Raw genomic sequence first — 13,616 nt, forward strand, 5'->3', positions numbered from 1 at the left:
CGCCAACGTCCCGTTTGGTGCGCCCAAGTACCCGAACGACCCGTTCAGGGAGTTCAACGCGTCAAACGGGACTTTCGCTGACGCCACCTCCGAGCGCGCCGCGCACCCGTGCCACGCCACCCATCCGCACGCCGCCACACAGCCGCACACCGCCGCCCAACCGGAACCCGCCACCCAGAAGCACGCTGCCGCCCCGGAACTCGCGATCCACGCGACACCTCAAGAGCACCCCGATAGCGCGATCCACCCCGACACGACACCTCAGCCACGGCCCGCCGCGTGGCTGAATGCCGACGCGACACCTCACGAGCGCGGCGGAAGCGCGATCCACCTCAACGCGACACTGCGGCCACAGCCCGCCACGCGGCCGGATGCCGACGTGGCACCTCAGCCGTTCCCCTGCAACGCAACCCACACCGACGTGGCGCCTTGGCAGTCCGCGCACCACTCAGCCGCCGCGGAGCCGACCGGGCAGCCGCACTACCTCGACTTCGCGCGCTTCGGCCCGCCGCCGCCACCCGTGCGCGATGCCCTGCTGGACGCGATCCGGCTCTCAGCGACGGGCGCGCCGGGCGTGGTCGACGAGCTGCACGACCGGGAGAACCGAGCGGCCGACGTCGCGGCGGAGCTGACGGGCTTCGACCGGGCGGGCGTCACGCTGGTGCCGTCGACCAGCGCGGGGCTGTTCCACGTGGCGTTCGGGCTGAACGGTCCCGGCCGGGTCCTGGTACCTCGCCACGACTTCCCGGCCAACGTCTACCCGTGGCTGCGCGCGCAGGAGCGCGGCGGGCTCGCCGTCGACCTCCTCGACAACCCGGACGGCCACGCCTCCCCGGAGCGCGTCGCGGCGGCACTGCGTCCCAACACGGTCGCGGTCTCAGTCTGCGCGGTGGACTACCGCACGGGTCGCCGAGCGGACCTGCCCGCGCTGCGCGAGGTGGTCGGCGACCGGCTGCTGGTCGTCGACGCGATCCAGGGCTTCGGCGTGAGCGACCAGCCGTGGCACCTCGCCGACGTCGTGGTCGCGGGTGGGCAGAAGTGGTTGCGCTCGGGCTGGGGCGCGGCGTTGTTCGCCGCGTCGCCGCGAGCGCTTGACCGGCTCACCGACGGCCTCACGGGCTGGTCCGGTGTCCAGGACCGAGCGGTGTTCGATGCCACCGAGCACCCGGTGCTGGCCGACGCGGGCCGGATCACGATGACGATGCTCAACCCGCTGGCGATCACCGGGCTGCTCACCTCGCTGACCGAGCTGGAGCGCACGGGCCAGCTCGCCGCGGCTGAGGCGGTCACCGCGAACGCCGACCTGCTCGTGGAGCGGCTGCTGTCCTCGGGCGCGGACCTGCTCACCCCGACCGAGCCCGACCAGCGCGCGGGCATCGTCTCCGTCCGCCTCGACGAGCCGAGGTGGTCGGCGGTCACCGCGCGGCTGCGCGAGCTGGGCGTCGTGGCCACCGCCCGCCCCGGCTACCTCCGGTTCTCCGTGCACGCGGACACCACCGCCGACGCGGTCGAGCTGGCGGCGTCCGCCCTCTAGCCGATCTCCGGCGCCCGGGACAACGGTCCACCCGTTCCGATTGGCAGGGAAGTGCAGGCCCACAATTCACCGGAACAGGCAAACATGAATCGATCACAAAAACGTGAAGATCAACTTCTCCGGCCATTTGTCAGCGCGGGTTGGGAACTCTCCACCCGTCATCGGAGGATATGAACCAGGACACCGTTCCAGCGGTTTTCCCACCCTGTTCGAGATCGAACACGGGATCGCCGGGACCAGGCCGCAGCACCACGGCGGCCGGTGGGTCCAGCTCCACGTACCTGCTCAGCTCGGCGTGGCAGCCCAGCGGCAGCAGCCCCCGCCCGGTGTAGGCAAGTGCCTGCCGCATCGCCTCGAAGACCAGCATCCCGGGAACGTGGTCGAGCGGGTGGTCGAAGAGCACCGGGTGGTCGCGGTCCACCCGCACCAGCCAGGTCAGCGGATCACTTCCCGGGCTGAGCACCACGTCCTCCTCCCGGGACCGGTTGACCCGGCGCGGCTCGACCGGGGGCAGCTCGGCGCTCTGCCCCGCCTCCGGCGGCAGGGACCTCGCGCGCAGGTTCCGGAACACCGCCTCCGGCAGGCAGGTCATCTCCCCCGTTCCCGACCCCAGCACCTCCCCGTCCCGGGAGAACAGCGTGCGGATGCCCAGTCGCACCGCCCCGGTCGGGCGACGGGCGTGCACCTGGTGGGTGACGTCGATGGTCAGGTCCGCGGGCACCCGGTCCAGCCGCAGCAGCCCCGGGTCGACGTCGTAGCCGATGGAGTGCATGACGAAGTGGTGACCGACCGGAACGCCCGCTCCGACGTGCGCGACGAGCAGCCCCGCCTGCCGGACCGTCTCCAGCACCAGCAGGGGATCGTGCGCCCCCGTGGGCAGCGGTCGGTAGAAACTATGGTCACGAGGCCACTGAGCACCGATCATGTAGCGGTCACCCGCCGTCCGGGCCCACCCGGTCAGCAGGACCTCGTGCACGGCGGCGCGGTGCACCAGCCTGCGGTCCACCGTGCTGTGGAATAGCGGACTGGGCGGATCTGGTATCGATTGGAGAAGACCACACCGACAACCGAGCACGTTCTGGGTGAAGGATGAAGTCGCTGCCGTCACTGCCATCGCTCTAGCACCTCAGTCCCTGACGGGGGACGCTTCCGCGTTCGATTAGCATACCGACGGGTAGGTATGCGAGCTTTCCCCAATTAGCATGATGGAGAGCGCCAATGCGCAAAAAGGAACGGGCGGAGCTGACCCGGGCCAAGCTGATCAAAGCCGCGGCGACGACCTTCGACGACAAGGGCTTCCGGGGAACGAGCCTGCAGGACGTGTGCGAGGCCGCAGGCGTGACCAAGGGCGCGCTCTACTTCCACTTCCCGTCCAAGGACGCGCTGGCGCTGGCCGTCATCGAGGAGCACTACCGGGGCTGGCCGCCCTCGGTGGACAGCCTGCTGCTGACCAGTGACGGCCGGGCGCTGCAGGCGCTGGTGGACCTGTCCTTCCAGTTCGCCAGCCAACTCGTCGGCGACCCGGTCATCCGCGCCGCCGTCCGCCTGGTCTTCGAGTCCGAGTTCGACGAGCCCGAGCCCCGCCGCGCCTTCTCCGGCTGGATCTCCGCCGTGGGCACCCTGCTGGCGCAGTCGGCGGAGCAGGGCGACGTCCGCGACGGGCTCGACCTCCCCGCCACCGCCGAGCTGCTGGTCGGCGTGTTCACCGGCAGCCAACTGGTCGCCCAGTCGCTGACCGGCCGCAAGGACATGATCGAGCGCATCCGCCACCTCTGGGTCTGCTTCCTGCCCGGCCTGCGCCCCGACGGTGCCCCCGCCGACCTGCGGCTGGAGCCGCCCGCGCTGGAGCGCCCGAGGGTCACCTCCCCTTCTCTGTAGACCTTTCCCGCAATCTCTCCAGAGAACCCGGCGCCTTCTCGATTCGGGCACGTCCCGTTGCGATAACGAAGTCGTTCACTCACGCACGGTGATTGACAGCGGGGACGTCTTGGCGTTTGGATACCGGTTGGTCGGTATCTTTCGAGCCAGGTCGCGTGGGACCCGGGAAGTCGCGTGGAAGAGGTGGGCGATGTCGACGCGCAACAGGACGTTGACGCTGGTACGGCGCGCGAGTGGGGGCTCGCGGCGGTTCGGGGGCTGGTTCAGGTGAGTCGCCCGATGGACGCCGTGGCACGCAAGGAAGGCACCACACCGGTACTGGACGAGCCCGCGGTCTACCGCCTGCTCGTGCACTTGATCACGCACGGCCCCGTCGCCGTGTGCGTGCGCGACCCCGACGGCCGCTACCGCTGGGTGAACCAGGCGTACGCGGCGCTCTACGACCGCGCGGCCTCGGACATGATCGGCGCGCCGATGGACGAGTTCGGCCCGCGCGCGCTCGCCGGTGAGCAGCAGTGGCTGGACGCGGAGATGCTCACCAGGGCCTGCGAGACCACGATCATCCGGCCGCACCGGTTCGCGCTGCGGCTCAACAGCCGCCGCACCCGGCACGTCGCCGGGTACCTGGCGGCGGTGCGCGCGCGCAACGGGCGTGCCTTCGTCGCCGGTTTCTACCTCGACCTCACCGAGCAGATGCGCGCCAAGCGCGAGCTGTTCCAGATGCGCGAGCGGCACCGCGCGGTGGCGGAGCGCTCGACCATCCCGGTGCTGGTGTGCGATCCGGACGGCACGGTCAGCGACGCCAACCCGGCGCTGTGCGAGCTGCTCGGCCGCCAGCTGCACGACCTGCGCGGCGCGACGGCGGGCTCGCTGCTGTTCAACCGGAACAACCCGCAGTGCGGCGCGTGGTGGGGCGACCTGCTCGGCGGCAAGATCCCCAGCCACCGCGCGCGGGTGCTGCTGGACCGCAAGACCGAACCCCCGGTCGAGGTCCGCTTCACCGCGTCGGTCTCGCGCAGCCCGGACGGCCAGCCCGCCTCGGTGGTCTTCGCCGTCGAGGCCGTGCGGCAGATGCGCTGGGCCACCATGGCCGGGTCGACGCCGCTGCTGTCGGAGGTCCAGGCGCGGGTGCTGGAGCGGGTGGCGATCGGCGACTCCAACGCCGCGATCGGCCGCGCGCTGAACCTGTCCCGGCAGAGCATCGACTACCACCTGGCGGTGCTGCGCCGCCGACTCCGGGCGCCCAGCCGGACCGCGCTGGTCTCGCACGCCTACGCGCTCGGACTGCTCGACGCGGAGGAGTGGCCGCCGACCGTGCACGCGGCGGCCAGACCGGCTGAACCGCGCTGAGCGACCAGGCACTCACGGCGCCCGCACCCCACCCGGGGTGCGGGCGCCGTCGCTGTCGGCCACCCGCTCACCGGCGCCGCCGTCCGAGGTAGTTCGCGCTGAGGCGAACGGCCCCAATTCGCGCTCACCCCGGCGGCGGTGCTGGTGAACACGGTTCACGGAGCACGATAAGGGGATGCCAGGCCGAGGAATGGGCGGCCGTCCCGAGGCCGCCCTCTCGCCTGGTGCGCAATTCGACCAGGAGTCGTGCTCGGTGATTTCGGCGAAAACGCTGTCGGTCCGTCGCGCCACCACCCCGGGAGAGTCCCCCACGAGGGTCCTCACCTGCGTGGACGCCTGCCGTCGGGCTGGGGTAGCCCGGATGGCCGCCACCACGGTCCCGCCTTCCCGGAAGGCCCGGCGAGGTATTTCCGCCGCCCCGCGCCCCCCTTTTCCGGGAACGGCTTGCCGAAACCCGGGAAAAGCTCGTTGCGGAGTGCAATTCACAGCCCCGGATAGTCAGCCGACAATCGGCGTGCGGTGCGGAAGACGGGGCCGATGAGCCCCATCACGGCGGCTCTGGTGACCGGGGCGACGGACGGCATCGGCAGGGCGACCGCGCGGCGGCTGGCCGGGCTGGTGGACACGCTGCTGATCCACGGCAGGCGGCAGGACGCGCTGGAGGAGCTCGCCAGGGAGCTGGCCCCGGCCAACCCCGGCACCACCGTCGTGCCGCTGCTGGCCGACTTCACCGACCTCGCCCAGGTGGACCGGCTGGCCGAGGCCGTGCGCGACCGGCTGGACGTGCTGGACCTGCTGGTCAACAACGCCGCCGTCGCCGGAGGGCAGCCCGGGGTGAGCAGCAGGGACGGCCACGAGCCCGCGTTCCAGGTGAACTACCTGGCGCCGGTGCTGCTCACCGCGAGGCTGTTCGGCACGCTCGCCCGCGGCGGCGCCAGCAAGATCGTCAACCTCTCGTGCGCGCAGCACCGCTCCGTGCGTTTCGCGTGGCCGACCATGTGGCCGACCGTCTCGCAGCACCCGAAGGTCGCCTACGCGCGGTCGAAACTGGCCCTCGCCGTGCACACGTGCTCGCTGGCCACCGCGCTGGAGGGCTCCGGCGTCTCGGCGGTGAGCGTGGACCCCGGGGCGATCGAGACGAAGCTGCTGCGCGCCACCTTCGGCTTCTCCGGGGCGCCCCCGGCGGCCGGGGCCGACCACGTGCTGCACGCGGCGACCACGCGCCAGGACGTCAACGGCGCGTACTTCGAGGGCAAGCGCCGCGTGCGCCCCGCCCAGGACGCGCTGCGACGCGACGCCCAGTTCCAGTTGGACGCGGTGACCATGCGGTTGCTGTCGCTGCGCCCGCCGTGGCCGAGCGCCACCTGAACCGGCCCACTGGCATCCGCCCCAGGCGTTAACCCGTTCGGCACGCCCGGCGCCGGGGGACGGAGCATAGAAAGGGGACGTCGAGCCACCACAGGCGTTGACACCGCGAACCGGGCCGCGCCGGGGTTTCTGGGAGGAGACCCCCGGCGCGGCCCGTTTCCGTCCGCGCCGGGCTCCGCCGCGCACGATCCCAACCACCTGAATGACTCGTTCAGTCCGTTGAACGTGCTGAACGAGTCATTGACCACGCCCAACCACCTCAACGAGTCATTCAGCACGCTCACGGTGGCGAACGGGTCATTCAGGGGATTGGGCGCGCCGAACGAGGCGTTGGCGGGGCGGGGGTCGTGAAGACGGCTCAACCCCCTGTCGAGTGATCACAGGGGGTTGAGCGCGGGTGGAGATCAGCTCGTGTGCTGCGGGGAGGCGGGAGGCAGTTCCTCGCGCTTCTTGTCCTTGTGGATCTTCTTCATGGCCTCGAACCACGTTCGCGCGGGTACCTTGCCGCCGTAGATGTTGCCGCTGCGGCACAGCGTGGGCTGGGCGCCGTCGCAGATCGGGCGGGGCGAGTCGCTGTCGCTGAAGGTGAGCACCGCGCCGGAGTACTGCGGGGTGGCGCCGAGGAAGCCCGCGGACTTGTGGTCCTGGGTGGTGCCGGTCTTGCCGAGCATCGGCCGGTCCCACCCGGCGGCGCGCGCGGCGACGGCGGAGGTGCCGCTGCCCTGGTCGTCCTTGCTCATGGCCTGCGCCATGCTGTTGGCCAACTCGGGGCTGACCACCTGCTCGCACGGGGCTTCCTTGACCGGGATCGGCTTGCCCGCGCGGTCGAGGACCTGCTCGATCGGGCTCGGCGGGCACCAGGCGCCGCCGGAGGTCAGCGTGGCGCCGACGTTGGCCAGCTCCAACGGGCTGACCGGGGTCACGCCGAGGGTGAACGAGCCGGAGTTGTCCTGCTTGATCAGCTGTTCCTGGGTCAGCTTGTACTGCCGGTTCTTGCTGTCCGGGTTGGGCTTGGTGCCCGCGTTGTTCACGCCCTGCATGCTGGTGCGCAGCCCGAGCTTGATCGACATGTCGACCACGTTGCCCAGCCCGGCGCGCTCCTCCAGCCAGATGAAGCCGGTGTTCGGCGAGGTCGCGAGGGCCTGCTGGAGCGACATCGCGTCGGGGTAGCCGTCACCGGCGTTCTTGACGGTGTAGCCGCGGCCGCCGTTCTTGTAGACCGAGGAGGTGTAGCTGCCGGGCGTCGGGATGCTGGTGTTGATGCCCGCCTTGCCCTCCTCCATGGCCGCGGCGGCGGTGAACACCTTGAAGATCGAGCCCGCGCCGAAGCGCGCGACGTCGCTGGGCAACCGGTAGGAGGTCTGGCCCAGGTCCTGCTTGGTGCCGTAGTCGCGGTTCGCGGCGAGCGCGACGACGCGGTGCTTGTCCTTGCCGGGCTGCACGACCGCGATCACGTTGGCGATGCCGTCGGTGGTCTTGGAGACCTCGCCCTCGGCGGCCGACTTCGCCGCCTCGGTGGCCACCGGGTCCAGGGTGGTCTTGATCGTGTAGCCGCCGCGCTTGATCTGCTCCAGCGGGATGCCCGCCTTCTGCAGGTAGTCGATCACGTAGGCGCAGAAGAAGCCGTTGACGTTGCCGCCGCCGGTGCCGACGCAGCCGTTGGACAGGGTGCGCAGCGGGTTCTGCGTGCCGAGCTCGGCCGCCTTGAGGTTGTCGATCTCCTGCTTGAGCTTGGCCGGGTCGGCGATCGGGAACGCCTTGTTCTCGGCCATCTTGTCGATCACCCAGTTGCGCCGCTTGACCGCGCCCTCGGGGTTGTTCACCGGGTTGAGCCTGCTGGGCTGGTTGGCAAGGCCCGCGAGGAAGGCGGCCTGCGGGATGGTCAGGTCCTTCGGCGAGGTGTTGAAGTAGGTGCGCGCCGCGCTGGCCACGCCGTAGATCTGGCCGCCGAAGGGCACGATGTTGAGGTAGCGGGTGAGGATCTCGTCCTTGTTCTTCACCTCGCGCTCCAGCTGCAGCGCGATCCGCGCCTCGCGGAGCTTGCGCGCGATGCTGCGCTCGGTGGCCTTCTCCCGCTCGTCGTCGGACTTGGCGACGACGTAGGCCAGGTAGTTCTTGACGTACTGCTGGGTCAGCGACGAGCCACCGCCGCCGTCGCCCTCCTGCACCACGTTGTCCACCGCGGCGCGGAAGATGCCCTGCCAGTCCACGCCGTTGTGGTCGTAGAAGCGGCGGTCCTCGACGGCGACGATCGCGGCCTTCATGTTGGGCGAGATGTCCTCGCTGCGCACGATGGTGCGGTCCTGCTCGAACAGCGAGGCGATGACCTTGCCGTTCTTGTCGAGCACCGAGGTCACCTGCGGCGGGTCGACGCTGACCAGGTCGGCGGAGATCTGGTCAACGGATTCGCTGGCGCGGTTGGACATCAGGCCGACTCCCCCGACGACGGGGAACATCATCGCCGCGACCAGGACCCCGGCCACGACGCACAACCCGATCAACTTCGCCAGTCCCGTCACGCGGGAGGCAACCACTTCTCGACAACCCCTTCCACGACTGCTCTCGGGCCTCGCGCCACGCGAGCCGAAGTCCTGCTTGCGGGTCGAGCACCGGCGGGCACGCCCCTGTCCGGGCGGCGCGGTTCGACTCTCCCCCATGTATAGGTCGCCTCAGGCGCCCAGAAGGTTGCTTCGGGAGGCCGAGCAAGTTCCGCGTCACCACACTAGGTCACTCCCCCGACAGCTCGTGGCGTCGCGGGGGCAGAGTGTCAGTGGGGACGCGCACAATCCCGGGTGTGCGGGTGGCGCTGGTGGTGACTGCGGACGGCGGCGGGGTACTGTGCCCGCTCGCGGAGGACGGTTCCGCGGTCGGACCGGTGCTGCGCGTGCCCGACGCGGTGGCGGCCGTGCGCGAGCGGGAGCGGGCCGACCGGCCGCGCTGGGTGTGGGCGAGCACGGCGGAGACCTACCCGAAGTTGCTGGCGGCGGGCGTGCGGGTGGACCGCTGCCACGACGTGGAGCTGACCGAGGCGCTGCTCTGCGGCCACGCGGGCCGGTGGGGTGAGCCGAGGGGGCTGGGCGCGGCACTGGCCAGGCTGCGCGGCTGGCCGGTGCCGCCGGACCCGCCTGCCAGGACGAAGGAGCTCCAGCCAACGCTGTTCGAGACCGGGGAGGCGGCGCTGCCGGGCGGGGTGGACCCGCTGGAGGCGCTCGTGGAGGTGCACGCCGAGCAGCAGCGGCGGATCGGCGGGGTGGCGCTGCCCGGCCGGTTCCGGTTGCTGGTGGCGGCGGAGTCGGCGGGCGCGCTGATCGCGGTGGAGATGGGCGCGACGGGGTTGCCGTGGCGGGCCGACGTGCACGACGCGCTGCTCGTGGAGATGCTCGGCTCGCGTTCGGCAGCCGGTGCGCCGCCGCGCAGGCTCGGCGAGCTGGCGGAGCGGATCAGCCAGGCCTTCGGCGACCACCGGATGCACCCGGACTCCCCCGCCGAGGTGCTGCGCGCGTTCGCCAAGGCGGGCTTCAAGCTCAGCTCGACGCGCTCGTGGGTGCTGCGCGAGGTCGACCACCCCGCGGTGCCGTTGTTGTTGGAGTACAAGGAGCTCTACCGCATCCACGTGGCGCACGGCTGGTCCTGGCTGGCCTCGTGGGTCCACAGTGGACGGTTCCGGCCGGAGTACGTCGCTGGCGGCGTGGTGTCCGGTCGGTGGGCCACGCGCGGCGGCGGGGCGCTGCAGATCCCCCGCAAGGTGCGCGGCGCGGTGATCGCCGACGCGGGGTGGAAGCTCGTGGTCGCCGACGCCAGCCAGCTCGAACCCCGGGTGCTCGCGGCGATGGCGGCCGACCACCGGCTCGCCGCGGCGGCCGGTGACGGGGACCTGTACGCCGCGCTCGCCGCCGACGCCTTCGACGGGGACCGCGCGCGGGCGAAGCTGGGCATGCTCGGCGCGCTCTACGGCCAGACCTCGGGTGGGATCGGCCCGCTGCTGGCCACGCTGCGCCAACGGTTTCCCGCCGCGATGAACTACGTGGAGCACGCGGCGCAGCTCGGCGAGAGCGGGGCGCTCGTGCGCTCACACCTCGGCCGCACGTGCCCGCCCGCGTCGGTTTCGGTGTCCTTGGAAGGCTCCGAGCCCGCGTTCGAGACGGCGGCCACCGACGACCGCAAGGCCCTCTCGGCTGCGCGCGCCCGGGGCCGGTTCACCCGCAACTTCGTGGTGCAGGCGACGGCGGCGGAGTGGGCGCTGGCGATGCTGGCCAGCCTCCGCGCCACCCTGCGCGAGCTGGGCGAGGCGGAACTGGTGTTCTTCCAGCACGACGAGGTGATCGTGCACTGCGTGGAGGGCAACGCCGAACGGGTCGTGACCGCCGTGCACGACGCGGCGGTCACCGCGACCCGGCTGCTCTTCGGCGACACCCCCGTGCGCTTCCCCTTGGCCGCCACCATCGTCGACTGCTACGCCGACGCCAAGTAGGAGCCCTCCGCCGACCAGCGCTCCGCCCGTCCACCCTCAACCTCTTCGGCGCCGACCGATGAACCGGCGGCCGGGCCTCAGCTGAGGAGTTGGCGTTCGTAGGCGGCGGCGACGGCTTCGGTGCGGCTGCCCGCGCGGAGCTTGGCCATGATGCGGGTGAGGTGCACGCTGACGGTCTTCTCGCTGATGTAGAGCGCCTCGCCGACCTGGCGGTTGGTGTTGCCCTTGGCCACGAGGTCGAGCACGGCGCGCTCGCGCGGGGTCAGCGGGTTGACCACGGGGCGCTCCTGCGCGGGGACGGCCTCGCCGAGGGGCAGCCTGCCGCGCTTGGCGAACTGGCGCAGCGCGTCGCGCAGCGGGACGGCGCCGAGCCGGTCGGCGACCTCGTGCGCCAGGCACAGCTCGGTGGTCGCGCCCTCGCGGTCGCCCGCCTGCAACAGCGAGTCCGCGAGCCGCCACCGGGCGACGGCCTCCTGGTAGACGTGGCCGTAGCCGAAGGCGCGCACGGCCTCGCGCCACGCCTCGGGGTCGTTCCGGCCGCGCAGCCGCAGCGCCTCGGCCTCGGCCCTGGCCACCCACGCCCGCCCCTCCGGCCCGAGCTGACCGCTGCGCGGCCGGCCGAGGCGGACGGTGTCGCGGACGAACTCCAGCATCTCCATGCCGGAGCGGACGGCCTCCTGCTCGGCCTCGGCGTTGCCGCGCTGCCGGGCCTGCTTGGCCAGCTCGGTGTAGGAGACGACGCCGAGCGTGCCGAGCCAGATGCCGCGGGGACCCCACTCGTCGTACTCGCGCTGCACGCGCAGCGCGTTCTCGATCCGCGCGGCGGCCTCGGCGGGGCGGCCGCGCCACAGCTCCATCTCGGTGACGCACGGGTCGATCAGCACGAGGGTGAGCGGGTCGCGGCGCCACTGCTCGCCGAACTGCCGCAGCATCGAGCGGACCTCGGCGTAGCGGCCCCTGCCGACCTTCACGTGCAGGTCAGCGGCTGCCACCTCGGCGGCGGCGAGGTCTGGGACCGCGCGGCCGGGCAGCTCGGCGGCGGCCTCGGCCCCGTCCCAGTCGCCGAGCATGTAGCGCACGACCACCTGGAGCAGGCGGACTTCCAGGCCGTAGACGCTCCAGGTGAGGCCGACCTGCTCGGCGCGCGCGGCGCCCTCGTCGATCATGGTCAGCGCGCGGGTCAGCTCGCCCTGGTCGTAGAGGTTGACGCAGAGGTTGTACCAGGCCCGCAGCTCCACCGAGAGCGCTCCGGCCTCCACCGCGCGGTCCCGGGCGATCAGCTGCCGCTCGCGGGCCTTCTCCGGCCGCGCGGCGTACTCGTCGAAGATCGCCAGGGAGATCTGCGCGTCCGCCTCCGCCCCCGGCGCCCCCGAGGCCTTGGCCACGCGCAGCGCCTCCTCGGCGTAGCCCATCGCCACCTCGTCCGGCACGTCCATGTGCGTGGCCACGCGCGAGCGCACCGAGAGCACCCACGCCTTCACGCCGTTGTCCGGCTCGTCGCGGACCAGCTCCCACGCGCGCTCGATCGCGTCGGCGGCGATGGACAGCTTCGCCTCGGCCCACAGCTGGTACTGGGCGTACATCCGCAGCGAGTCCGCGGTGACGTCGGTGTCGCTGCCCTCCTCGGCGAGGCGGACCAGCGAGCGGGCGTAGGCGACCGCGCGATCCACCTCCCCGGCCTGGGAGGCCATGTAGGCGACCTTCCTGGTCAGGCTCAGCTCGTCTATGTCGGCGACGGTCTCCGGCTCGGGAACGGCCTGCCAGAGCTTCAGCGCCTGCTCGTAGTAGTACAGCGCCTCCGCGTAGGCGCCGGACGCCTTGGCCTCCGACGCGGCGCGCACCGAGGCGGACAGCGCGCGCGGCAGGTCGTGGCTCTCCAGGCTGTGGTGGGCCAGCGCGGAGGCGGACCCGCGCTGGCCCAGCGTGCTCGCGGCGTTCTTGGCGTAGGCGCTGTGCAGCCGGACGCGCTCGCCGGGCAGCAGGTCGCCGTAGACGGCCTCGCGGAGCAGGGCGTGCCGGAAGACGTAGCGCTCCTCGCCCTCGCTGAAGACCAGGACGTGGTGGGCGACGGCCTCGCGCAGCGCGGCCTCCAGGTCGGCTTCCACCAGGTCGGAGACCTCTTGAAGGCGGGTGTGCCGGACCCAGCGACCCGCGACCGAGGCGGTCCTGACCACCTGCTGCGCGTGCGGACTGAGGGCTTCGACCCTGGCCAGCAGCACGTCGGCGAGGCCGGTGGGCATGTTGCGGCAGGAGTCCGAGCCCGCCCACGCCGCGACCAGCTCCTCGGCGAAGAAGGCGTTGCCCTCGGACTTGGCCGCGATCTCGGCGATCTTGTCCTCGGGCAGGTCGTGCTCGGCGAGCTGGGATACGAAGGAGCGGGCTTCCTTGGCGTCGAAGGGGGCGAGGTCCAGTCGTTCCACCGCGGGCAGCCGGACCAGCTCGGCCAGCAACGGCCGCAGCGGGTGCCTGCGGTGCAGGTCGTCGGTGCGGTAGGTGGCCACGACGAGCACGCGCTGGGAGCGCAGCCGGGACAGCAGGAAGGAGGTGAGGTAGCGGGTGGAGCTGTCGGCCCAGTGCAGGTCCTCCAGCACCACCACCACGCAGCTGGCCGTGGCCAGCTCGGTGATCAGGCCGTGCACGGCGTCGAAGAGCTGGAGCTGGCCCAGGTCCTGCTCCACCCTGCGGTCGGCGCCGGAGACGCGGGGCGGGGCCTCCACCATGTCCGGCGCGAGCCGCCCGAGCGCGGGGCGGGCCTTGACCAGGGGCACCTCGTCCTCGCCGAGCTGGCCGAGCAGCTCCACGTAGGGCAGGTAGGGCAGGCCGGTCTCCCCGGCGTCCAGGCAGCGCCCGACGAGCACCCTGGCGCCCTCGGCGGCGGCGCGCTCGGAGAGCTCGGCCACCATCCTGGACTTGCCGACCCCGGCATCACCCGCGAGCAGGACGGCGGCGGCCGTCCCGCGTTGGGCTTGCTGGAGGGCGGAGCGCAGTCGCCGTAGCTGCGAACTGCGCCCCACC

At 72.0% G+C, this 13,616-nt stretch carries 8 protein-coding genes; 5 read left to right on the top strand and 3 right to left on the bottom strand.

The window, feature by feature from the left end; genetic code table 11:
- A partial coding sequence (locus CCN37_RS31145) for an aminotransferase class V-fold PLP-dependent enzyme (protein WP_086827739.1) occupies positions 1 to 1,534 on the top strand: 1,534 nt, incomplete at its 5' end.
- A gap of 130 nt (positions 1,535 to 1,664) precedes the next feature.
- Here the strand turns inward: CCN37_RS31145 and CCN37_RS42205 are convergent.
- Positions 1,665 to 2,540, bottom strand: a complete 876-nt coding sequence (locus CCN37_RS42205) for a ScbA/BarX family gamma-butyrolactone biosynthesis protein (RefSeq protein WP_168200940.1) — start codon at positions 2,538 to 2,540, stop codon at positions 1,665 to 1,667.
- A gap of 212 nt (positions 2,541 to 2,752) precedes the next feature.
- Between CCN37_RS42205 and CCN37_RS31155 the strand changes: the two genes are divergently transcribed.
- The 3 genes from CCN37_RS31155 (at position 2,753) to CCN37_RS31165 (ending at position 6,130) form a co-directional block, all read left to right on the top strand.
- Positions 2,753 to 3,412 carry a ScbR family autoregulator-binding transcription factor gene (locus CCN37_RS31155; protein ID WP_086827755.1) on the top strand — a complete coding sequence of 220 codons (660 nt, stop codon included), beginning with the start codon at positions 2,753 to 2,755 and terminating at the stop codon, positions 3,410 to 3,412.
- 279 nt (positions 3,413 to 3,691) lie between these two features.
- The gene (locus CCN37_RS31160; RefSeq protein ID WP_143261887.1) at positions 3,692 to 4,762 is read left to right on the top strand and encodes a helix-turn-helix transcriptional regulator; all 1,071 of its coding nucleotides are present in this window, start codon (positions 3,692 to 3,694) and stop codon (positions 4,760 to 4,762) included.
- A gap of 537 nt (positions 4,763 to 5,299) precedes the next feature.
- On the top strand, positions 5,300 to 6,130 hold the full coding sequence (locus tag CCN37_RS31165; RefSeq protein ID WP_086827760.1) for an SDR family NAD(P)-dependent oxidoreductase: 831 nt from the start codon (positions 5,300 to 5,302) through the stop codon (positions 6,128 to 6,130).
- A 404-nt stretch (positions 6,131 to 6,534) separates the two neighbouring features.
- Here the strand turns inward: CCN37_RS31165 and CCN37_RS31170 are convergent, their stop codons facing one another.
- On the bottom strand, positions 6,535 to 8,649 hold the full coding sequence (locus tag CCN37_RS31170) for a transglycosylase domain-containing protein (RefSeq protein ID WP_246843416.1): 2,115 nt from the start codon (positions 8,647 to 8,649) through the stop codon (positions 6,535 to 6,537).
- Positions 8,650 to 8,924: 275 nt separating this feature from the next.
- On the opposite strand from CCN37_RS31170, the gene CCN37_RS31175 reads away from it, so the two are divergent.
- Positions 8,925 to 10,601, top strand: coding sequence for a bifunctional 3'-5' exonuclease/DNA polymerase (locus tag CCN37_RS31175; protein WP_086827763.1), 1,677 nt, complete (start codon positions 8,925 to 8,927; stop codon positions 10,599 to 10,601).
- A 77-nt stretch (positions 10,602 to 10,678) separates the two neighbouring features.
- Here CCN37_RS31175 and CCN37_RS31180 read toward each other — a convergent pair whose 3' ends face one another.
- Positions 10,679 to 13,615, bottom strand: coding sequence for a LuxR family transcriptional regulator (locus tag CCN37_RS31180; RefSeq protein ID WP_246843417.1), 2,937 nt, complete (start codon positions 13,613 to 13,615; stop codon positions 10,679 to 10,681).
- Position 13,616 lies beyond the last annotated feature (1 nt).

It is taken from the genome of Allokutzneria sp. NRRL B-24872 (assembly GCF_002155965.1).
Taxonomy (GTDB): Bacteria; Actinomycetota; Actinomycetes; order Mycobacteriales; family Pseudonocardiaceae; genus Allokutzneria.

Bases quoted from the DNA above. Each gene is read 5' to 3' on its own strand.
- CCN37_RS31155 (WP_086827755.1), top strand. From the start codon at position 2,753: ATGCGCAAAAAGGAACGGGCGGAGCTGACCCGGGCCAAGCTGATCAAA.
- CCN37_RS31160 (WP_143261887.1), top strand. From the start codon at position 3,692: ATGGACGCCGTGGCACGCAAGGAAGGCACCACACCGGTACTGGACGAG.
- CCN37_RS31165 (WP_086827760.1), top strand. From the start codon at position 5,300: ATGAGCCCCATCACGGCGGCTCTGGTGACCGGGGCGACGGACGGCATC.